The sequence below is a fragment of the Bacillota bacterium genome (genome assembly GCA_030705925.1).
GTDB lineage: Bacteria > Bacillota > Clostridia > Oscillospirales > Feifaniaceae > JAUZPM01.
In genome coordinates this window covers 1-20739 of the sequence record JAUZPM010000036.1, presented here as the reverse complement: position 1 = coordinate 20739, position 20739 = coordinate 1, and the positions used below count along the sequence as shown (strand labels likewise).

Genomic DNA, 20739 nt, shown 5'->3' with positions numbered 1-20739 from the left:
CCTTCAGTTTTTAATGTTTTACCGAGACTGCTTGAAAGATCAGGCAATTCAGATAAAGGGTCTATCACAGGGTTATATACGGTTTTGGTTGAAGGAGACGATATGAACGAACCTGTGGCTGATACTGTTCGCGGCATCCTTGACGGACATATAGTCTTAAGCAGGGATCTTGCAAGCAGAAATCACTATCCTGCAATAGACGTGATGGCAAGCGTAAGCAGGGTTATGCCTGATATTGTAGATAAAGAGCATTTGGCAAGTTCAGGGCAAATGAAAAAAACAATGGCTATATACAGAGAGGCACAGGATCTTATAAATATAGGAGCTTACCAGAACGGCTCAAATCCCGAAATTGACAAAGCAATAAAATTAAACCCGCTTATAAACGAATTCTTGACTCAAAACGTTGATGAAAAACCTTCGTTTAGTGATTCTGTCAACATGCTGTCAAGAATAATGAATGCACAGATATAAGGTCTAAAAGAGGAAGTATATGAAGAAGTTCAAGTTCTCATTAGAGTCAGTTTTAAGAATCAAGCTTGCAAGAGAAAAACAGAAAAAAGGCGAACTTGGTGAAATTGAGTTTCGTATTATAAATAAAAATACGGAATTAAAAAAAATTCAAAACGATCTTAATAATCTGGACTTGGATTTTGAAAATCATTTAAAAAAAACAAATGCAATTTGGCTTGTTTCTTATGAGCATTATAAAAAAGTTTTAAGTGATAAAGCAGAAATAGTGCTCACAGAACTTTCAAAGTTATATAAAGAAAAAGAATTGTGCCAGCAGCAGCTTATAACAGTTATAAAAGAGAGAGAAACACTCGAAAAACTGAGAGAACAGCAATATAATGTTTACTTACATGAAATGCAGAAGGAATATGAAAGAGAAATTGGTGATTTTATGGGTTTTCATGCTGCTGAAGCCTATGAAAACGGAGGACAGGCTTCATGAGCAAAAAGCCAGGTAAAAAAAAGGAAAACAAAAAAGCAACTCCATTAAAAGCAGTAATAAGAATATCTGTTTTTTATTTGATACTTGTTATAATCGGAGCTGCTTTGCTATATTTTAACATGTTCAATTTACGCGTCAAAACTATTACCGTCCTTGAACACGGAAGAAATGAGTATAACATTTTATTAATTAAAGAGAAATCAATTAATGAAGAAGAAACTAAACTAAATGATGAAAAAGCTAAGTTTGAAAAAGAAAAAGCTGAAAACGATAAGCAAAAGCAATCGTTAGATAGTCAAAAAAGTGAGTTAGATGCTAAAAACACCGAGCTTGACAATAAAGAAGCACAAATCAATGAAAAGACAGCAGACATGCAGAAACTAGTAAAAATATATGAATCTATGGAAGCAGGTCAAGCAGCCAAAATTCTTGAGGCTATGGATAAAAATCAGGTTACTCTGATACTAAGCAACATGAATCAAGCTAAATCTTCTGCTATTTTAGCTGAAATGGACCCCAGTACTGCATCGGCTTTATTATCGTCGATGATAAAACAATAAACTCTACTAAAGACTGGTTGTGATAATATGAATGCAGTTAACGCGGTTGCTACCAATATACTTGCTATGCTAAATTCGTTAAATACAGATAAAGAGACCAGTGACGATAAAAAAGCTGACTTTCTTTCACTTTTTGGGTCTATTCAAGATGAAAATAAGGATAAAAAGAATAAACTTGGAGATGGGTCTGAATTAGCGTTAATAGCAGCGTGCTTTCCCAATTTGTGCACTCAGACAACAGATATTGATTTGATTCAAAATAAAAATGAATCCGATATTTCGGTTCAGTCTTTAATCTCAGCTTTAGTTAGCAGATCCGGCAATTCAAAAGATTTAAAAGACCTGTTTTTAAAACTTGGTTTAATGAGTTCCACATCAAATAATTCAGAGGAACTTAGCAGCATCTTAAATCCAGCCAACGATACGTTTGATATGAGTTCGCTTATTGATGTTATAAATCAAAAACCGAATCTTTTGAGCGAAGAGCAAGGCAAACAGCTTATCTCAGATTACCTTGAAATTACTAAACTACAGGAAAGCGACGCCGATCCTTTGCAGACTGCAATCAACGATGAAAAAATTGCAGATTTGAAACAAAGTATAAAAGATATTTTACAAATTGCTTTAGTTAACAAAGCGCTTGAAGTTAATTCAAAAACTGACAGCAATGAGTCATTAGAAAATGAAAACGCTGTTTTGACTGAAACGGATAATTCCAGTTCCCCCGCTGCTGTTAGCAACAAGTCGAATAAAAATCAGGATATACAGAACATAACGCAAAATGCTGTTAATCAAGATGTTTCTATAATTAAACAGGATAAAACAGAAGCCCCAGCTTCGAAAAGGTCTCAGCCTTCTGCAGGTGTAACTGTTACTTCAGTTAATACAGTAAAGTCAAAGACGTTGGATTTTAGTAATAGTGAAAACTCTTTTGACAACAAAGATGAAGATTCCAAATTGGGAAAGGCTGATAAATCCACAGATGTTAGTGATGATTTTACTAACAGTAATATAAATAATACATTTCAAATCGAAAACCGATCGATAAATACTACTAAACCTGACAACGTTCAAAGTCCTGAAGTTAAAGTGTATGATCAGATTGTTGAAAGGCTTGCAACAACTGTCAAGGACGGTAAAGAGGAGATAAGTGTTAAACTTAAGCCTGATGATCTGGGGCAAGTTGAAGTAAAACTTACCCATACAAAAGAAGGGCTTATTGCTCAGATAAAAACAGACCAAGTGAAAACACAGGAATTGCTGCTTTTAAATATGTCGCAGTTATCAGACTCTCTTAGCAGCAAGGGAATTGAAGTTTCTAAGGTTGATGTTGTATATGATTCCGGGGTGCAAACACAGCTTGGAAATGGTTCGGCACAAGATGGCCAGCCACAGCATCATGAAGCAAACCGTTATGCACTAAAAAATGAGAATAGTGACCCGGAAAAGTTAGTAAATGATTTTAAATATTTATCGGAATACAGCAGCAATACATTAGATTGCTTAGCATAAAGGAGTGATAGATATGTCTGTTAATTCTGCATCAGGTGTTGCTTCATCAGATACAAGTAATACAGATACTAGAAAAGTGACTAAAACACTCGGCAAGGATGAATTCCTTCAAATTTTGGTTGCTCAGCTTCAAAATCAGGATCCATTAAACCCCATGGATGATACCGATTTTATTGCGCAAATGGCTCAGTTCAGTTCTTTGGAGCAATTAATGTCGATGAATACGTCCATTTCCCAAAATCAGGCGTATGATCTTGTCGGGAAATACATCTATACTGAACTTAAAGATGACGACGGGAATACGACCACTGTTGCCGGCAAGGTCGACAGTGCTTTTGTATCAGACGGGACGGCGTATGTTATGGTTGGCGATAATAAAGTGCCATATAGTAATGACATTACTGTAATTGATGATGGAAGCCAAAGTGGGATTACTGAAAGTATTTTGCAGAGTTCCGGCTTGATAGGTAAAAAGGTAAGCGCCATATATACTGACGATAAAGGAAATTCAACCACTATTACAGGCACAGTCAATAAGGTATCTATTAATAATGGAGAAGTACTTGTAACGGTAGATGACAAGCAAGTCAACTTATCTTGCGTTACCGAGATAACAGAATAATTAATATAAAATATATTTAGGAGGTTTTACCATGTTAAGATCAATGTATTCCGCGGTTTCGGGGCTTAAGAGCCATCAAACAAAAATGGATGTAATAGGAAATAATATTGCAAATGTAAATACTGTAGGATTTAAATCTAGCAGAGTGGTTTTTGAAGACATTTTCAGCCAGACTATAAGACCTGAATCATCAGCAACTGCTGACGGACTCGGAGGAACAAATCCACAGCAGATAGGACTTGGGGTCACAGTGGGGGCAATTGATGTTTTACAGACTCCAGCAGCGACTCAGTATACTGGTAAAAACCTTGATGTCAGTATAGATGGTGACGGATATTTTGTAGTCAGCGATGGATCACAGAATTTCTTTACGAGAGCTGGAGATTTCACAACAGATAATGAAAACCATCTTGTTAACGCTGACGGATATCTTGTTCAAAGCGGCAACGGTGACACGTCAATAACTATACCAGCAGGGTATTCAGATATTAGTATTAATAAAAATGGCGATATCATAGGTATCAACGATACAACACAGGAGAAAGAAACTATCGGTACGATCTGCATCGCTAATTTCAACAATCCTAGTGCTCTTGAAAAAGTCGGGCAAAATCTTTATGTCTCTAACAAAAATACTGGAGATCCTGTCTATTCTAATCCAGGCACGAATGGTTCAGCATATATTAAACCAGGTTCACTCGAAATGTCTAACGTTGATTTGTCTGACCAGTTTACAGATATGATAGTTACACAAAGAGGATTTCAGGCAAACTCTAAGGTAATAACTACTTCAGATGAAATATTGGACGAACTCATCAACATGAAGCGCTAATAAGGAGCGATTATGATAAAAGTCACTCGGCTCAATGGCAAGGAATTTTACATTAATTGTGAACTGATCGAGTTTATGGAGGAAACTCCCGATACAGTTATTTCGATGACAACCGGGAAAAAACTTGTGGTGACAGAAACCACACAGCAGGTTCTCGATCTCATCATCGCATATAAAAGAAAGGTCGGGTATACGCTTCCGCCAGTGATAAGAGCCGAATAAAGAGGGATAACATGAATGTTCAAACAGTAGGGGGACTTATTGCCGGTACAGTATTTATCATTACAAGCATACTGCTCACTGGTGATTTGCGTACGTATTTTGATGTTTCATCAATAATGATTGTTGTTGGCGGCACTGTAGCGTCAACTTTTGTATCATATTCCCGTAATCAACTTAAGTCTATAATTCCCATGGTGAAAAAGGCATTTAAGAATCCAAAGATAGACTATAACGCTGATATAGACCAAATAATTGATCTTGCCAATATTGCTAGAAAAGAGGGCCTTCTGTCACTTGAAGGCAGCACATTTAATGATCCGTTTTTGCAGAAGGGCGTTGAGCTCATCATCGATGGCACTGATCCGGAGCTAGTAAAAGACATCCTAGAAACGGATATAGATTATACTAGCAGCAGACATCAAATGGGACAACAAGTTTTTGGCAGCATGGCTCAATTTGCTCCTGCATATGGCATGATAGGCACGCTAGTCGGCTTAATTAATATGCTTAGGTTACTTAACGATCCGTCAAAGGTTGGACCGAATATGGGTGTTGCTTTAATTACAACTTTTTACGGAGTAATACTTGCAAATCTACTTTTTATACCTATGGCTAATAAATTAAAAGCTCAATCAGCTGACGAAATTTTACAGAAAGAACTTTATGTCGAAGGCCTTTTATCTATTCAAAACGGAGAAAATCCCAGAATAATAAAGGATAAACTAGATGCATTCTTATCTAAAAAGTTAAGAAAAAGCAGTAATAATAAGGTTCGACAAATATCGGCTGATGGGGAAGAGCATAGATATGAGAAGAAATCACAGAGCGTTTGACGACTCTACGCCTGGCGGCAGTTGGATGGATACATATGGAGATATGGTAACTCTACTCCTTACATTTTTTGTTATGCTTTATTCTTTTTCTACTATAAATGCAGCTAAGTGGCAAGGCTTAGTGGGTACGCTTACCGGGGGAAAAAAAGCTATTGGAACTACTGATACATCCAATATAGCGGCTACTGATAAAACGACGGCACCGACTAGCTTTGAAGAAGCATCTAAATTAGTTGAGGAAACGACGAATAATTCTTCAGATCAAAAATCTGAACAAGTGATTAACGCAGACGCTTCTTCAAAGGTAACCGCGAGCTCACCAGCAAAAAAAGCTACTCAAACTAAATCTTCTGCAACGGGTAAAAATGCATCAGCTTCCAGCAGTAAGACATCCTCTAAAACGTCGTCGCTTACGGCGTTATATAAAGATTTAAATCAATACGTAAGCAGTAAAAATGGAAGTTCGGGTGTTTCTGTTACTATGGGTTCAGGTTCACTGACAATAAGATTTGTTGGGACGGTTTTGTTTGATCCAGGAAGTGCAACAATAAAGCCTCAGGCGAAAGGCGTTTTACATGATATTTCCGGGATTATTAATGATCATATAAAATCTATTAGTCTTGTAGAAAGTCAAGGTCATACCGACAATGCACCTGTTACTGGGTCAGCGTACCATGATAACTGGGAACTATCCGGTGACAGGGCTTATAATGTACTGACTGAATTAATCAATACAGGTACAGTGGATCCGCATAGCTTGAAATTTTCTGGCCTTGGCGAGGAACATCCTATAGCCTCAAACGATACCCAGGCAGGAAGAAATAAGAACAACCGTGTTGACATAATTATTTCATAACTTAACGGAAATGGGGAGTAAATATGAAAAAAATCATAATATTTCTTCTTGTATTATTACTATTAATGGGGGGAGCTTTAACTTTTATATATATGTCTAAAAGCACTCCTGACAAACCGTATAACTATGACCCGGGAGATGCTTTTGTAACAGATTTAAGCTCAGGTTCTCAACTTATAAAAGCTGATTTAACTATTTCATTTAAGAATGACAAGTATAAAAAGTACCTCGAAGAAAATAACTTTAAAATCAGAAATATAATTATATTTGTTCTTAGAGAGAAGACACCCGCTCAAGTTAAATCAAATGATATTGAAAGCGTTATTAACAAAGAAATCATACAAAAACTGCAATCGGAACTAAAACTTGATAATATAGACCGCGTATACTTTAACGAATTTATTGTAGAATAGACTGCCGGGGGGGTTAAATGTTTTGGCAGACGTATTGTCTCAACGTGAAATAGATGAACTTTTAAAAGCATTGACTACTGGCGATGTTGATACGCAGGTCGTAAAACCAGAAGAACCTAAAGGGATAAAGAAATACGATTTTAAAACAGCAAATAAGTTTCCTAAAGAACAGATGCGAACTCTTAACATCATATATGAAAATTTCGCTCTTCTTTTGTCTACATTTTTATCGGGAACGCTAGGTACTTACTGCGAGGTTAATGTGGTTTCAGTTGAAGAACAGGCATATTATGAATTTACAAATTCATTTCCATCACCTGTTATTCTAGCTATTATGTCTATGAATCCCCTTGAGGGTTCTTCACTGCTAGAAGTTTCACCATCCGTTGCCTACGCCATCTTGAGCAGACTTTTCGGGGGACTGGCAACTGCCACCGGCACAGATAGAATGTTTACCGAGATCGACCTTGTAATTATTGAAAAGATTATTAGACAGTTTATGCCTTTACTAAACGAAGCATGGAGTAAAGTCATGAAAATTGACACTCTGCTTGATAGAATTGAAACAAGTTCCCAGTTCGCGCAAATAGTTTCTGCTAACGAAACTATCGCAATCATTACAGTAAGCGTTAAAGTTGATGACACAGAAGGCCTTATGAATTTCTGCATTCCGCACATATCTGTTGAACCAATTGCCAAAAATCTTAACACAAGACTTGCCTCCACAGGTACATCATATGGTAAAAAGGTTGAATCGAACAAGGATGCAATAATAAGACAATTATATAACACTCAACTAACATTACATGCAGTTTTATCTGAAACCGCCGTAACGGTTAGGGACATTACACATCTTCAGCCAGGTGATGTAATACAACTTGATAAAAAAATCGATGACTTAATATCAGTAAAAGTTGAACATCTACCCAAGATCATTGGGTCGCTAGGTGTTAAGGGCAACAAATATGCTATTAAGATTGCTGATATCGAAAAAGAGGAGGAAGCCTTAAATGAATGAGTTAATGTCGCAGGAGGAAATTGATGCGCTTATAAATGGCGCAAATACATCCAAACCTGCAGTTGAAGCAGAAGAAATAAAGCTTTCAGATGCGGAAGTCGATGCACTTGGAGAAATTGGTAATATATGCATGGGTACTGCGGCTACCACGCTTTACAATATATTGGGGCGCCGTGTATCTATAACGACGCCTTTTGTATCTATAACTAATCTTTCAAAACTTGCGGAGCAGTATCAAATACCTTTTGTAATTGTCGATGTGCGTTATACAGAAGGATTAGAGGGTAGGAATCAGCTTGTTCTTCAGGAAGACGATGTCAAAGTAATAACTGACCTAATGATGGGCGGCGACGGAACAAATACAGCAATAAACCTTGAGGAGCTTCACTTAAGTGCTATCAGTGAAGTTATGAACCAGATGATGGGAAGTATTGCGACCTCGATGGCGGACATGCTTGGAAATATGGTAATAAACATTTCTCCACCTACATCTATGGTTGTCAGATTCAGCGATGATGACATTAAATCGATACTCGGGGGCGAAAAAGATTTAATAAAAATCAGCTTCCAAATGGAGATCGAAGGAATAAGAAAAAGTGAACTTATACAGCTAATGCCTGTTGAGTTTGGAAAGAGGCTTGCGCATAACTTAATGGGTGATATTGTTGAAAATCAGCCGGAGTCAGTAGAGCCTGCAGCCCCAAAACCTGCAGAACAACCTAAAGTTCAGGCACAGCCGTCCCAACAAGAATCACGTGCGCCGAAAGCAAGCTATTCTTCTAAACCGGAAAAGTCAAAAGTCAACATTGCTCCGCTTCAACTAAATTCTTTTGATGACGAACCGATGACTGATTATTCTGAAGACGGCTTGGACTTAATAATGGACGTCCCGCTTCAGATCACGGTTGAATTAGGTGCATGTAAGAAAAATTTACGTGAGATAATGGAACTCAACACAGGGTCTATTATCGTTCTTGACAAAATGGCAGGGGATCTAGTTGACGTAATTGTTAACGGTAAACTGATTGCAAAGGGCGAAGTCATTGTTATTGATGATAACTATGGTGTAAGAATAACTGAAATTGTAACTTCGTCAAGTAAGCAGATAAGAACTAACAAAATACAGATATAAGGGTGTTAGAATGAAGGAGATTTTTGATGCTGTTATCCTTATTTGTATTTTCGGTTTTATTTGCGTATTAGTATATTATACAACCAGATTTGTTTCCGTAAAGTCTGTAAGCATGAGTCAGGGTAAATATTTAAAAGTGATCGACAGGGTCGTGCTGTCGAAGGATAAACAGTTGATTATTGTCGAAATCGGGCAGGAATGCCACCTGATCAGCATGTCCGCTCAGAATGTTCAGCAGTTATGTGTCATAGATAAGGAAGATTTAGTTTTAAATGAACCAATAAAACTTAATGTAACTAATGACGCTGTCCAGAATATGATAGACAAGATTTTGTCATTAATTAAAGATACATATGGCAAAGTAAAGTTAAAAAATTTAACTGTGACAAAAAAACAAACTGAAAAAACGGAGGACACAGAAAATCTTCAGCAGCTGTTTGCAAAAATAGATATGAGAAAGCGCACGTTAAAGGAAAATATTAAAAACAGCAGTGTTGATACTGAGTTTGATTTTAAACTTGGAAAAATGGGAAATGAGGATAATAATGGCGGTTCGGAAAAAATCAAAATTTAAAAAAAGGTTTGCCGCGGCATCTATTATTCTTGCATTGCAGCTTCTGTTTTTAACACCGGCCTTTGCTGCGGTAATCAATCTTCCGGATGACAAATCTCAGAGTGTACAGATAATTATACTTCTGACAATATTGACACTGGCGCCTTCTATTCTTATTATGATGACAGGATTTACAAGAATTATAATCGTGTTGTCTTTTGTAAGGAATGCGCTGGGTTTACAACAGACACCGCCCAATCAAGTCATGATCGGGCTTGCTCTGTTTTTAACCTTCTTTTTCATGTATCCTGTATTTACCGATGTTTATAATAACTCGTATAAACCCTACGCAGAGGGGACTATCAGTCAACAGCAGGCTATTGAAAAGGCGAAGGAACCGATGCGCGATTTTATGCTGAAGCAGACTTATAAAAAAGATTTGAATCTTTTTTTAAATATGAAAAAAATTGATTCAGTTTCAGATACAAAAGATATTCCGTTAAGCACTATTATTCCGGCTTTTATAATAAGCGAAATGAAGAGAGCTTTTGAGATAGGATTTCTTATTTACATACCCTTTATGGTAATAGATATGATTGTTGCTAGTACGCTGATGTCCATGGGCATGATGATGCTTCCTCCAACGGTAATATCTTTGCCGTTTAAAGTATTGCTCTTCATTTTGGTTGACGGCTGGGATCTTACGGTTCAAACGCTGTTTAAAAGCTTTTCTTGATAAGTTATAATTGGGCTTGCCGCTTGCCTTGATTTGCGGCGCCGCTCTAATCCTAATACTAGGGTGCTGCGGTATCGGGAGATAATATGTCACAGGGAGATATTTTAAGGATAATGCAGGAGGCTATATATACAATTATTATTGTATCAGCGCCACTGCTTTTAATAGGTCTTATAATCGGTGTCTTGATTTCTGTATTTCAGGCGGCAACCCAGATTAACGAGCAGACAATGGTTTTTGTTCCGAAGATTCTTGGAATATTTATAACCCTGATTATTTTTGGTGGTTGGATGCTTACAAAGCTTTCAGATTTCACCTTAAGACTTTTTGATTCTATTACTACCTTAATAAAATAAATGGATAATTTATTAAAAGTTATATCGGCGGCGCTGCCATACTTCTTCTTAATGTTTCTTCGTGTGTCGGGAATATTGATCCTCTCCCCGATTTTTGGAAGAAAAAATGTTCCGAACACAATGAAGATCGGTTTTTGCATTATCCTTACATATTTATTTGCGGCTATTTTTCCTCCCAATAGTCCGTATGTCATTGATAACGTTGCAGTTTACGTGTATAGTTGTGTAAAGGAGCTTGCTATAGGTTTTATTCTGGGCTATGTTACTACTTTGTTTTTTAGCATAGCAACATCAGCCGGTTATATGATTGATGTTCAAATGGGAATAAGTATGAGCGGCATATTTGATCAGCAGACAAGTTCTAATGTTGCAGTGACAGGAAATTTACTGAATATGATCATGCTGCTCTATTTTTTTATCTCTGACGGACATCATATGCTTCTCAAAATTTTATATTCTACATTTCAAAAGATTCCGGTTGGACATGTTTCGATTCCAGCTAATATAGTGACTGCGGTTGTAGAGCTGTTTATAAATGCATTTTCTATGTCTTTTTGTTTAATGATGCCTGTTATTGCAGTATCCCTATTAGTTGATTTTGCTCTAGGGCTAGCAACTAGAACAGTTCCACAGCTGAATGCTTTTATTGTTGGTATACCGCTTAAAATTATATTAGGATTTGTTATTTTACTTTTTATGCAGCCATTATATGTTCAATTTTGCAGCACATTATTTAATAAGATGTTTGAATCCACAGAATTGCTGCTGGGAAAGCTGGCGGTGATTACATGAACAACGATGCGGGAGAAAAAACCGAAAAAGCGTCGCCTAAAAAACGACGCGACGAGCGTGAAAAAGGCAATGTTTTTAAAAGTACCGATTTGACTTCGGCAGTTGCACTTCTCACGATGTTTGGAATTTTAAAAATTTTTGGAAAAGGCATTATAAATAATTCGTCAAAAGTATTAATACAATATTTAAGCCCTCAGGGAGACCTTTCACAGATATTTACGATAAAGGGCATTCAACATATCGCATATGAAGCGATTTTTAATCTCATTGTTATATGTATCCCTATATATGTGACAGCTTTGATAAGCGGTGTTGCAGTAAACTATTTGCAGGTAGGTTTTTTATTTTCGACCAAATCGCTTACATTTAAAGGTTCTAGAATTAATCCCCTTGCAGGCATGAAGAGAATAATTTCTTCACGCGCGCTTGCCGAACTGCTGAAGTCCCTTGCAAAAGTTATTATACTTGGAATAATCGCTTATCAGGAATTGCACAAGAATTTTGAAGGTCTGTCAATGCTTATGCTGTATGACATAAAGCAGTCATGGTCGGCACTGGCGAGTTTTTCTTTACAGCTTGCATTGAAATCAGGCATTGCTCTAGCCATATTATCAGTTGGAGATTATGTTTATCAATGGTGGCGCTATGAAAAAGATATAAAAATGACTAAACAAGAGGTTAAGGAAGAATTTAAACTTACTGAAGGAAATCCTCAAACAAAAAACAGAATAAGACAAAAACAGCGTGAAGTCGGCATGTCCAGAATGATGCAGAAACTACCACACGCCGACGTTGTAATAGCAAACCCAACGCATTATGCCGTCGCTTTGCAGTATGACGAAAAAATAAGCAGCGCTCCTATTGTGATTGCAAAAGGTAAGGACTATGTTGCTTTAAAAATAAAAGAAAAAGCTCGTGAGTTAAATATAGAAATCGTTGAAAATAAACCGCTTGCCAGGTCTCTTTATTTTTACTGTGACATTGGACAGCAGATACCGGCAGATCTATATAAAGCGGTTGCAGAAGTCCTCGCATATGTTTATAAACTTAAAAGAAAACAGGTAAGGAGATGAGACAGCAATGAAATTAATGGACGTATTGATATCAGCTGTGGTACTGCTCATCATATTACTTATTATAATTCCGCTCAGCGCCGGAGTTCTTGATGTGATGCTTGTCATCAACATTACAACTTCAGTTATGATATTGCTCGTTACTCTTTATTCAAAAGAAGCGCTGCAGTTCTCGGTATTCCCGCCGCTGCTTCTTATAATCACGCTTTTCAGGTTATCTCTAAATATATCATCGACACGTTTAATACTGAGCAATGGCGGAGAAGCAGGAAAAGTCATAAGAACATTCGGAAATTTTGTTATTGGAGGCAACGTCGTTGTCGGTGTAATAATATTCTTGATAATAACTATCATTCAGTTTGTCGTAATAACAAAAGGTTCAGAAAGGGTTGCAGAGGTTGCGGCAAGGTTTACGCTTGACGCAATGCCCGGCAAGCAGATGGCAATCGACGCTGATTTGAATACAGGCCTTATAAATGATACGGAAGCACGTCAGAGAAGAGCAAAAGTTCAGCGTGAGGCAGACTTTTACGGTGCTATGGACGGTGCAAGCAAGTTTGTCAAAGGCGATGCAATTGTCGGAATAATTATTATAGTGATCAATATAGTTGGCGGCATAATAATCGGCGTTATGACGCTCGGGATCCCACTTTCGCAGGTTGTTCAGCAATACACTCTTTCTACAGTAGGCGACGGACTTGTAAATCAGCTTCCGGCTCTTCTTATTTCAACGTCTACAGGTATCATTGTTACAAGAGCCGCTTCTGAAAATAACCTTGGACGCGATATTACAAAACAGCTTTTTTCACAGCCTCAAGTGCTTATAATAGCTGGCGGAATGATATTTTTGATAGGTTTGATACCTGGTCTACCGAAAATTCCTATATTTGTAATAGCGGGACTGCTTGCATGGCTTGGCTATACGATGTATAATTCTAAAAAGGTGGAGAAAGACACAAAGGAAGCAAGCCTTGCGGAACAGGCTGCTCAGGAAACCAGAAAACCTGAAAACGTTGTCTCTTTGCTGAATGTTGATCCCATAGAGTTGGAGTTTGGATATGGATTGATTCCGCTTGCTGATGCATCTCAGGGAGGGGACCTGCTTGACAGGGTCGTTATGATCAGAAGGCAGTGTGCTGTGGACATGGGAATGCTTATACCTGTTATCCGTTTAAGGGATAACATCATGCATAAGGCAAATGAATATGTCATCAAGATCAAGGGAAATGAAGTCGCAAGGGGAGAGGTTTATGCGGATCATTTTCTTGCGATGAATCCGGATGCAACAAGCGTAAAGCTTAACGGAATACAGACTGTGGAACCTGCATTCGGGCTGCCTGCAGTTTGGATCACTAAAAGTGAGAGGGAAAGAGCAGAGGTTCACGGATACACTATAGTAGATCCTCCATCTGTCATTGCGACACACCTGACTGAAGTTTTAAAACACTATGGTTATGAGTTACTGGGCAGACAGCAAGTTCAGACGCTTTTGGACAATCTTAAGCAAACGCAGCCTGCGCTTGTAGATGAGGTGACGCCTAAACTATTCAGCCTTGGCGAAATTCAAAAGGTTCTGGCAAATCTTCTTCGCGAAAACGTATCGATCAGGGACATGGCAACCATACTGGAAACGATGGCGGACTATAGTACATATACTCATGATCCTGATCTGTTGACTGAATATGTTCGTCAAAAACTAAAACGGACGATCTCTAATAAGTTCATTCCTTCTGGAAAGGCAAGAGTTATAACCATATCAACACAGCTCGAAGATATGATCGCTGAAAACATTCATAAATCAGAACAGGGTTCGTATGTGGTTTTAGAACCGGAATATCTTCAGAAACTTGCATCTGCGGTTAAAGCAGCATGTGAGAAATTTGCTTCTATAGGCATTACACCAATCGTGTTAACATCTTCAATGGTAAGACGTTTCTTCAAGAAACTTGTAGAACCAATTATTCCTGACTTAGTCGTGCTTTCATATAACGAGGTAGATTCCGATATAGAATTACAATCGGACGATAAGATAGGAATTTAGTCATAAACAATGGAAGGGGGATAGTATGAAAATTAAACGTTACGTTGCCGGCAATATGCAAGAGGCATTTGAACGTATCCGTGAAGAGCTAGGCAGCGATGCTGTTATTCTAAATAGCAGACCTATACGTAAAAAAGGGATTTTCGGAATATTCTCCAAGCCTGATGTCGAAGTGTTTGTTGGCCTCGATAATCACGATGATGCTAAAGAACACCAAGAAAACAATGATAATAAAGTTAACGACCATGATATTTCCGAACTTGAGTCGAAAATTAATACCCTGAGTACAACTATTTCAACATTTTACAACAAGTTTCAACATTTTAACCGGACGACATTTGATTTTTCAGATGATCTTAATAAAATATTTGAAAAACTGCAATTATCAGATGTTTACGAAGAGACTGCTCTTTCAATTGCAAATGATATAAAATCTGTAGTTGATAAATACGGTGATGATATTCAAGAAGTAGCTCAACAGATCGTATTAAGGTATCTTGGAGATTCTTATAAGCTTGAGCCGGTAAGAAATAAAATGACAACCGTTATGGTTGTTGGCCCCACCGGCGTTGGGAAAACCACCACTATTGCGAAACTTGTGGCATTATATATTAGCAAGGGCTATAAAGTCAGCCTGATCACTACTGATGTTTACCGTGTAGCGGCTTTCGAACAGCTGAAAATCTACGCAAGCATACTTGGTGTTCCTATTACGTGTGTATATAGGCTGGAGGAACTTAATCAAGTTATCGAACAGATTAAAGACAAAGAGCTTGTGTTCATCGATATGCCGGGAAAGGGAGCTGGCGGAAAAAATTATGAACAATCACTTTCCGGGATTATCGATACATGTAAAATAGATGAAATATTTTTAACGCTTAATGTTTCTACGGCTTATCAAAGCTGCAAAAGAATAATTGATAGTTATAAGTTTTTAAAAAATTACAAAATCATTATTACAAAGATTGACGAGTGTCTTAATTACGGCGGAATTGTTAACGCCAGCTGTATATCAGGAAGGCCGATTGCCTTCATAACTAATGGACAGCATGTTCCGGGAGACATTTCATTTTTTGACCCGGATTTGATTGCAAGAAAACTATTATCAGACTAACAGAGAAGGTGCAGGAATGGATATATTACAACATATTAAGGCTGGAGAGGTTGTTGATGTCCAAACCTCAACTGAGAAATATCAAAGTAAGATCTATGACCTTGAAAAACCGGATGTCCTTTTGATAGCTCCTCCCCTCAAAAAACAGATATATGGTTTCATTGAACAAGGGGCTAAATTAGACATTATATTTTATCGCGACAATGGATTATTTACTTTTCAGGCAGTTGTACAAAAAAAGGTTTTTTCAAATAATGTTTTATGTTTGCGTGTAAAGGCTTTAACAGAACCAGAACGATATCAAAGGCGCGACTATTATAGGTTGCCTATTTGTATAAAAACAAAAGTATTTTACCAGATGGACGCGCCTGATGAAACGGGTACCATTCATCAGCGAATACTGAACGTTTTCACAGTAAATTTAAGCGGCGGCGGATTATGCATAAAAACTGAAGAAGAAATTCCTCTCAGGACATTAGTTACAAGCGTGTTCTCACTTAACAGACATAAAAGCATTACACTTAACGGAACCGTGGTTTGGATTAAGGAAATAAATGATCAGGTAAAAAGCTATCATATTGGGATAGAATTTGAAAAATACGATGAAAGTTTAAGACAGGATATTATTCGGTTTATATATGCACAACAGCGAAGGATTGCAAATATAAAATAAAAATGCATGGATGCGGGGTGAACAACTTGGCCGAAACCGGTGATAAAACAAAAGATCTTTGGATCGAATTTAAGACTTCAGGAGATGTTGAACTGAGGAACCGGCTTATTATGGATAATGTTCACTTAGTAAAAAAGATTGTTGGGCGGTTGTTTCCTAAATACCGGAATTTTAATGAATATGATGATCTTATCAGCTGGGGCGTTATGGGCCTTATGGATGCTGTTGAAAAATTCGATCTAAATAAAAACGTTAAGTTTGAGACTTATGCAACCTTACGCATAAGAGGCGAGATTATTGACCATATGCGCAGGCAGGATGCTGTTCCTGTTAACATCAGGGCTAAGCTAAAAAAAATTGATTACGCTTATGAAAAATTGCAGCAAAAGCTTGGGGAGGAGCCGTCACATGACAATGTTGCAGCTTTCCTTGGCATAAGCGTTGATGAACTACATAAAACGCTTGAAGATTCGTATTATTTCAATATTATTTACCTTGATGAGATGCTTGCAAATTCATGCAGTTCTAATAAAGAACCTATCAGCAAGGAAAATATAGAGGAAAACTGTGAAAAGGATGATATAATTTCATTAATCAAAAATGAAATAGACGTCTTACCTGAGAAGGAAAAGATCGTTATGCAGTGCTATTATTATGAGGAAATGACTTTAAAAGAAATCGCACTTATTTTGGGGCTTACAGAGTCCAGAATCGCTCAGATACATTCAAAAGTTATAATCAAATTAAGAAACAGACTGAAAAAAATAATGAATTAGAGGATGTTGTCATTATGGGTTCGGGTTATTATATCTTTGCTTTTTTTATATTCATTCTTGTCTGCGTATTAATATTTGTTTACAGCAGACTGGTTTTGGCACACAAGGGCAATAAAAATGATCAGATCGGCTCTGAAAGGGAAAAATCTCTCTTCAAGTTATATCAAAACATTGAAGAAATGATGGATACGTTTGAAAATTATGTAACAGAGTCTATGGCACGTTTTGATGAAGAGAAAAAAGAGATTTCAGGCATGCTAGATGAAGTAAAAAAACTTTCCGAAACTGCCGAGAAGAATTTGAATAGAACTCCTGCGCCAATTGAAAAGACTGAACACGATACTGTTAAAGAAGAGACGACTGTAACTGAACACAAAAAGCGAAGAAAACGCAGTTCAGAGGATACGAAAATACAAAAAGCGCTTCAGCTTTACAGACAAGGCGCCCAACTTGAGGATATTGCAAAGGAACTTCAGATGAGTTTCGGTGAGATTCAAACTATAATCAGTGTAAGATCTAAATAAAACATTAATTGGTAAAAAAATATTTGAAAAACAATAAAGTTTTACTGTAAATTCAACGATAATAAAAACAGATTGATGAAAAGAGGAGAGCTCTATGATAAGAGCATTGTATACATCGGCTGATGGAATGCTTACACAGTCTAAACGGATGGATGTTGTTACTAATAACATTACCAATATGGATACAGCCGGATATAAAAGCGAAGAACTGCTTTCAAGATCATTCGAAGATTTACTGATAAATAGGATCAATGATCCAGCTACTGGGAGTTTATCGACAGTCGGGCAAATTAATAATGGTGCTCATATTGACCAAGTGAATATACGTTTTGAACAGGGCCCTCTTGAAGAAACAAAAAATAATACAGATATTGCACTTGAGGGGGATGGCTTCTTTGCTATCCAGGCCCCAGCTGGAGAAAGATATACTCGAGCTGGCAATTTTTCTGTTAACAATAATGGTTTCTTAGTGACCAGTGAGGGAAATTATGTCCTTGGGCAAAACGGACCTATCAATGTTGGAAATACCAATTTTACTGTAGATAAAAACGGTACAGTTAATTCTCAAAACGGTACGTATCAACTTCGTATAGTCTCTTTTGCAGATAACGGAGCGTTATATAAAGAGGGCAGCGGCCTTTACAGCAATAACGGAGGATCTGCAATTATTCCATCTAGTTGTCAGGTTAAACAGGGTTTCTTGGAAAAATCAAACGTTGACGTTGCAAAAGAGACGGTTAATATGATCCAGATTTCTCGTAATTATGAAACTAATCAGCGCATTATTCAAATGCTTGACAATTCTCTTGGCAAAGCTGTCAATGACATTGCAAAGGTATAGGAGGAAATTACATGATTCAGTCATTATATTCTGCAGCGGCTGGACTTACATCCACGCAACAGAATATTGATACTATTGCTAATAATATTTCCAATACAAACACCGCTGGTTTTAAGGCTTCTCGTGCGGACTTCAAGGACGCGATATATACAGCAATGCAAAATCCTGATCCGACGGGGGCAGGGAATAACCTTCAGCTTGGACATGGCGCAATCCTTGCGGCAACATTGTTGACACAAAACAACGGTTCGTATATCCAAACCGGCAGAAGTTTAGATTTTGCGGTTATGGGAGATGGATTTTTCGCTGTCAGAGACGAAAATGGTGCTGTCAAGTATACACGTGACGGGACATTCAAAACCTCACTTGAAAACGGCGAAAATTATATAGTAAATGCAAATGGGGAGCATGTTCTAGATCAGAATGGTGATCCAATTCACTTTCAAGGTGATGCAAATGACTTGTTTGCGGATAGCAAAGGAAATCTAAGTATTGACGGAAATGCCATAGGGAAGATTGGAGTATTTTCCTTTAGTAATCCTGAAAGCTTAAAGTCAATGGGTTCAAATTGTTATGAGCCATCCGCAAATTCGGGTAATCCGGAAGCAAGTGATGCAAAAATCCAACAGGGATTTTATGAAGGCTCAAATGTTGATGAGTCAACAGAGATTACAAGATTAATGCAGGCACAAAGAGCGTATTCCTTGATTGGAAAAGCAATTACAACAGCCGATGAAATGGAAGGCATGGCAAATAACCTAAAAGGTTAGTTATTTTAGATAGGATGAAAGTTTAGCAATGGATGTCAGACAATGTAAAAGATGCAGAAGATTATTTAATTTTATCAGAAGTCCTTATTGTCCATACTGTATGGATGAAATAGATAAAGAATATACTATTGTTCGAGAGTATATTTACAAAAACAAGTCGGCAAATGTAAAAATGGTAGCTGAAGAAACAGGTGTTGACGAAGAGGTAATTTTAGAGTTCTTACGAGAAGGACGGCTGTCTTTAAAAGAGCCCGGTGATATCCGGTGTGAACGATGCAATACTCCAATTGAGACAGGAAAATATTGCGACCAATGTTTAACTGAGATCAGGCAGGAATTAACAAGGGCAAGCAAATCACTAAAACCAAAAGGTAACTCAAATAATAATTCAGCAGACGGGAGACAATGTTCGGAAGGCAATGATGCTGAGATGCATATCATAAGACGCAGAGATGATGGAGAGATGCATACCATTAAGCAGAACTAATTTTATTGGAGAGAGTGTATCATGAAAATTGATCCGGTTGTATTAAAATCAGTGATAGGAACTTATAACCGTGTTGTGCACAAAGATACCCCGGTGGAACCAACCAAACCTGTAAAGGATGAGGTTAGTTTATCGGATAACGCTAAGATTTTATCTAGCGCTGTAAAGGCGGCCAAAGCTTCTGAAGATGTTTCGATGCAAAAAGTCAAAGAAATTGCAAGTAAGGTTTCATCCGGCACATATGAGGTGAATTCTCAAAAGGTTGCTGAAAAAATCGTAAATCAAGCTTTGTTTGATAAACGGGTGTAGAGTTAGTTTAAAGATGGAGGATTTAAATGATTAAAATTCTTACCGACATCGTAGAATTACTTGAAACACACAAAGGTTTATATGATAACTTGCTGCAGCTTTCACTTTCAAAACGGGAAGCGCTTATTAATTCAAAAGTCGAAGAGGTTGACAATATTGTAAGCGCGGAACAACTTTTAATAATCAGAATAGGTGAAATTGAAAACAAGAGGAAAAAAGCTATCCATGAGCTTGCAACACAATTGGATATTGATGACGAAAAAGTAACGTTTGATTTTGTTTTAGGGCTGCTTGATGAAGCTGAAAAACATAAATTTGCTGAAATAAAGAAGTCACTTTCGGGCACCCTGAACGACTTATATAAATATAATAAGATCAATACTAAGTTGATAGAAACCCAGTTGAATTACATATCATTTTCTTATGAATTAATCACTGGTCTTAAACAGAATACAGCATATAACAGGGCGGGGACAGTTAAACATAATGACAGCAGTCTCCCATTAATGGATAAAAAGGTTTAAGGTAGGATTTTATGAGCAGTACATTTTACGGACTTGAAATTGCAAGCAAGGCATTATTTGCAGCTCAAAAAGGTCTTGAGGTCACAGGACATAATGTTGCCAACGCTGATACTGTTGGTTACTCAAGACAGAGATTAAACACCTCATCTGTTGAAGCCGGCAGCGGATATGTTAGGTTTGCAAGTGCGCAAAAGGGTCAGATTGGCGGGGGCGTT

At 37.4% G+C, this 20739-nt stretch carries 28 protein-coding genes; all 28 read left to right on the top strand.

Going from position 1 to position 20739, the window contains the following annotated elements; all coding sequences use genetic code 11:
* The coding region (locus tag Q8865_06990; protein ID MDP4153163.1) for an EscN/YscN/HrcN family type III secretion system ATPase at positions 1 to 474 on the top strand (474 nt) is incomplete at its 5' end.
* A gap of 19 nt (positions 475 to 493) precedes the next feature.
* The gene (locus tag Q8865_06985; protein MDP4153162.1) at positions 494 to 955 is read left to right on the top strand and encodes a flagellar FliJ family protein; all 462 of its coding nucleotides are present in this window, start codon (positions 494 to 496) and stop codon (positions 953 to 955) included.
* Positions 952 to 1515, top strand: coding sequence for a hypothetical protein (locus Q8865_06980; protein ID MDP4153161.1), 564 nt, complete (start codon positions 952 to 954; stop codon positions 1513 to 1515). Before Q8865_06985 ends, Q8865_06980 begins: the two co-directional genes overlap by 4 nt.
* Before the next feature lie 27 nt (positions 1516 to 1542).
* Complete coding sequence (locus Q8865_06975; GenBank protein ID MDP4153160.1) at positions 1543 to 3027, top strand: flagellar hook-length control protein FliK; 1485 nt, start codon at positions 1543 to 1545, stop codon at positions 3025 to 3027.
* Positions 3028 to 3040: 13 nt separating this feature from the next.
* On the top strand, positions 3041 to 3649 hold the full coding sequence (locus Q8865_06970; protein ID MDP4153159.1) for a flagellar hook capping FlgD N-terminal domain-containing protein: 609 nt from the start codon (positions 3041 to 3043) through the stop codon (positions 3647 to 3649).
* A gap of 31 nt (positions 3650 to 3680) precedes the next feature.
* Positions 3681 to 4481: a flagellar hook-basal body complex protein gene (locus Q8865_06965; protein MDP4153158.1), complete on the top strand. Its 801-nt coding sequence runs from the start codon at positions 3681 to 3683 to the stop codon at positions 4479 to 4481.
* Positions 4482 to 4493: 12 nt separating this feature from the next.
* Complete coding sequence (locus Q8865_06960) at positions 4494 to 4703, top strand: flagellar FlbD family protein (protein MDP4153157.1); 210 nt, start codon at positions 4494 to 4496, stop codon at positions 4701 to 4703.
* An 11-nt stretch (positions 4704 to 4714) separates the two neighbouring features.
* Positions 4715 to 5536: a motility protein A gene (locus tag Q8865_06955; protein ID MDP4153156.1), complete on the top strand. Its 822-nt coding sequence runs from the start codon at positions 4715 to 4717 to the stop codon at positions 5534 to 5536.
* Positions 5511 to 6392 carry a flagellar motor protein MotB gene (locus Q8865_06950; GenBank protein ID MDP4153155.1) on the top strand — a complete coding sequence of 294 codons (882 nt, stop codon included), beginning with the start codon at positions 5511 to 5513 and terminating at the stop codon, positions 6390 to 6392. The genes Q8865_06955 and Q8865_06950 overlap by 26 nt, the downstream gene beginning before the upstream one ends.
* Positions 6393 to 6415: 23 nt before the next feature.
* The gene (locus Q8865_06945) at positions 6416 to 6805 is read left to right on the top strand and encodes a flagellar basal body-associated FliL family protein (GenBank protein MDP4153154.1); all 390 of its coding nucleotides are present in this window, start codon (positions 6416 to 6418) and stop codon (positions 6803 to 6805) included.
* Between the two features lie 22 nt (positions 6806 to 6827).
* Positions 6828 to 7823, top strand: a complete 996-nt coding sequence (gene fliM / locus Q8865_06940) for a flagellar motor switch protein FliM (GenBank protein MDP4153153.1) — start codon at positions 6828 to 6830, stop codon at positions 7821 to 7823.
* Positions 7816 to 8955 (top strand): flagellar motor switch phosphatase FliY, encoded by a 1140-nt coding sequence (fliY, locus tag Q8865_06935; GenBank protein ID MDP4153152.1) that lies wholly within the window; start codon positions 7816 to 7818, stop codon positions 8953 to 8955. The genes fliM and fliY overlap by 8 nt, the downstream gene beginning before the upstream one ends.
* A 10-nt stretch (positions 8956 to 8965) precedes the next feature.
* A complete protein-coding gene (locus tag Q8865_06930) occupies positions 8966 to 9529 on the top strand; it encodes a flagellar biosynthetic protein FliO (GenBank protein ID MDP4153151.1) in 564 nt (187 codons plus the stop codon).
* Complete coding sequence (fliP, locus tag Q8865_06925) at positions 9501 to 10244, top strand: flagellar type III secretion system pore protein FliP (protein MDP4153150.1); 744 nt, start codon at positions 9501 to 9503, stop codon at positions 10242 to 10244. Before Q8865_06930 ends, fliP begins: the two co-directional genes overlap by 29 nt.
* An 86-nt stretch (positions 10245 to 10330) precedes the next feature.
* Positions 10331 to 10600 (top strand): flagellar biosynthesis protein FliQ, encoded by a 270-nt coding sequence (gene fliQ, locus Q8865_06920; GenBank protein ID MDP4153149.1) that lies wholly within the window; start codon positions 10331 to 10333, stop codon positions 10598 to 10600.
* Positions 10601 to 11392 (top strand): flagellar biosynthetic protein FliR, encoded by a 792-nt coding sequence (fliR, locus tag Q8865_06915; GenBank protein MDP4153148.1) that lies wholly within the window; start codon positions 10601 to 10603, stop codon positions 11390 to 11392.
* Positions 11389 to 12465, top strand: a complete 1077-nt coding sequence (gene flhB, locus Q8865_06910) for a flagellar biosynthesis protein FlhB (protein MDP4153147.1) — start codon at positions 11389 to 11391, stop codon at positions 12463 to 12465. The genes fliR and flhB overlap by 4 nt, the downstream gene beginning before the upstream one ends.
* 7 nt (positions 12466 to 12472) lie before the next feature.
* Positions 12473 to 14506 carry a flagellar biosynthesis protein FlhA gene (gene flhA / locus Q8865_06905; GenBank protein MDP4153146.1) on the top strand — a complete coding sequence of 678 codons (2034 nt, stop codon included), beginning with the start codon at positions 12473 to 12475 and terminating at the stop codon, positions 14504 to 14506.
* Positions 14507 to 14531: 25 nt separating this feature from the next.
* Positions 14532 to 15620 carry a flagellar biosynthesis protein FlhF gene (gene flhF / locus Q8865_06900; protein ID MDP4153145.1) on the top strand — a complete coding sequence of 363 codons (1089 nt, stop codon included), beginning with the start codon at positions 14532 to 14534 and terminating at the stop codon, positions 15618 to 15620.
* 16 nt (positions 15621 to 15636) lie between these two features.
* Complete coding sequence (locus Q8865_06895) at positions 15637 to 16293, top strand: flagellar brake protein (GenBank protein MDP4153144.1); 657 nt, start codon at positions 15637 to 15639, stop codon at positions 16291 to 16293.
* Positions 16294 to 16310: 17 nt separating this feature from the next.
* Complete coding sequence (locus tag Q8865_06890; GenBank protein ID MDP4153143.1) at positions 16311 to 17069, top strand: FliA/WhiG family RNA polymerase sigma factor; 759 nt, start codon at positions 16311 to 16313, stop codon at positions 17067 to 17069.
* Positions 17070 to 17083: 14 nt separating this feature from the next.
* Complete coding sequence (locus Q8865_06885) at positions 17084 to 17593, top strand: hypothetical protein (GenBank protein MDP4153142.1); 510 nt, start codon at positions 17084 to 17086, stop codon at positions 17591 to 17593.
* Positions 17594 to 17687: 94 nt separating this feature from the next.
* Positions 17688 to 18434: a flagellar basal-body rod protein FlgF gene (flgF, locus tag Q8865_06880; GenBank protein ID MDP4153141.1), complete on the top strand. Its 747-nt coding sequence runs from the start codon at positions 17688 to 17690 to the stop codon at positions 18432 to 18434.
* 11 nt (positions 18435 to 18445) lie between these two features.
* Positions 18446 to 19204: a flagellar hook-basal body protein gene (locus tag Q8865_06875; protein MDP4153140.1), complete on the top strand. Its 759-nt coding sequence runs from the start codon at positions 18446 to 18448 to the stop codon at positions 19202 to 19204.
* Between the two features lie 100 nt (positions 19205 to 19304).
* Positions 19305 to 19691, top strand: a complete 387-nt coding sequence (locus tag Q8865_06870) for a hypothetical protein (GenBank protein ID MDP4153139.1) — start codon at positions 19305 to 19307, stop codon at positions 19689 to 19691.
* 21 nt (positions 19692 to 19712) lie between these two features.
* Positions 19713 to 20000 carry a flagellar biosynthesis anti-sigma factor FlgM gene (flgM, locus tag Q8865_06865; GenBank protein ID MDP4153138.1) on the top strand — a complete coding sequence of 96 codons (288 nt, stop codon included), beginning with the start codon at positions 19713 to 19715 and terminating at the stop codon, positions 19998 to 20000.
* Positions 20001 to 20026: 26 nt separating this feature from the next.
* Positions 20027 to 20524: a flagellar protein FlgN gene (locus tag Q8865_06860; GenBank protein ID MDP4153137.1), complete on the top strand. Its 498-nt coding sequence runs from the start codon at positions 20027 to 20029 to the stop codon at positions 20522 to 20524.
* An 11-nt stretch (positions 20525 to 20535) separates the two neighbouring features.
* Positions 20536 to 20739: flagellar basal body protein (locus Q8865_06855; GenBank protein MDP4153136.1), on the top strand; the 204-nt coding region annotated here is incomplete at its 3' end.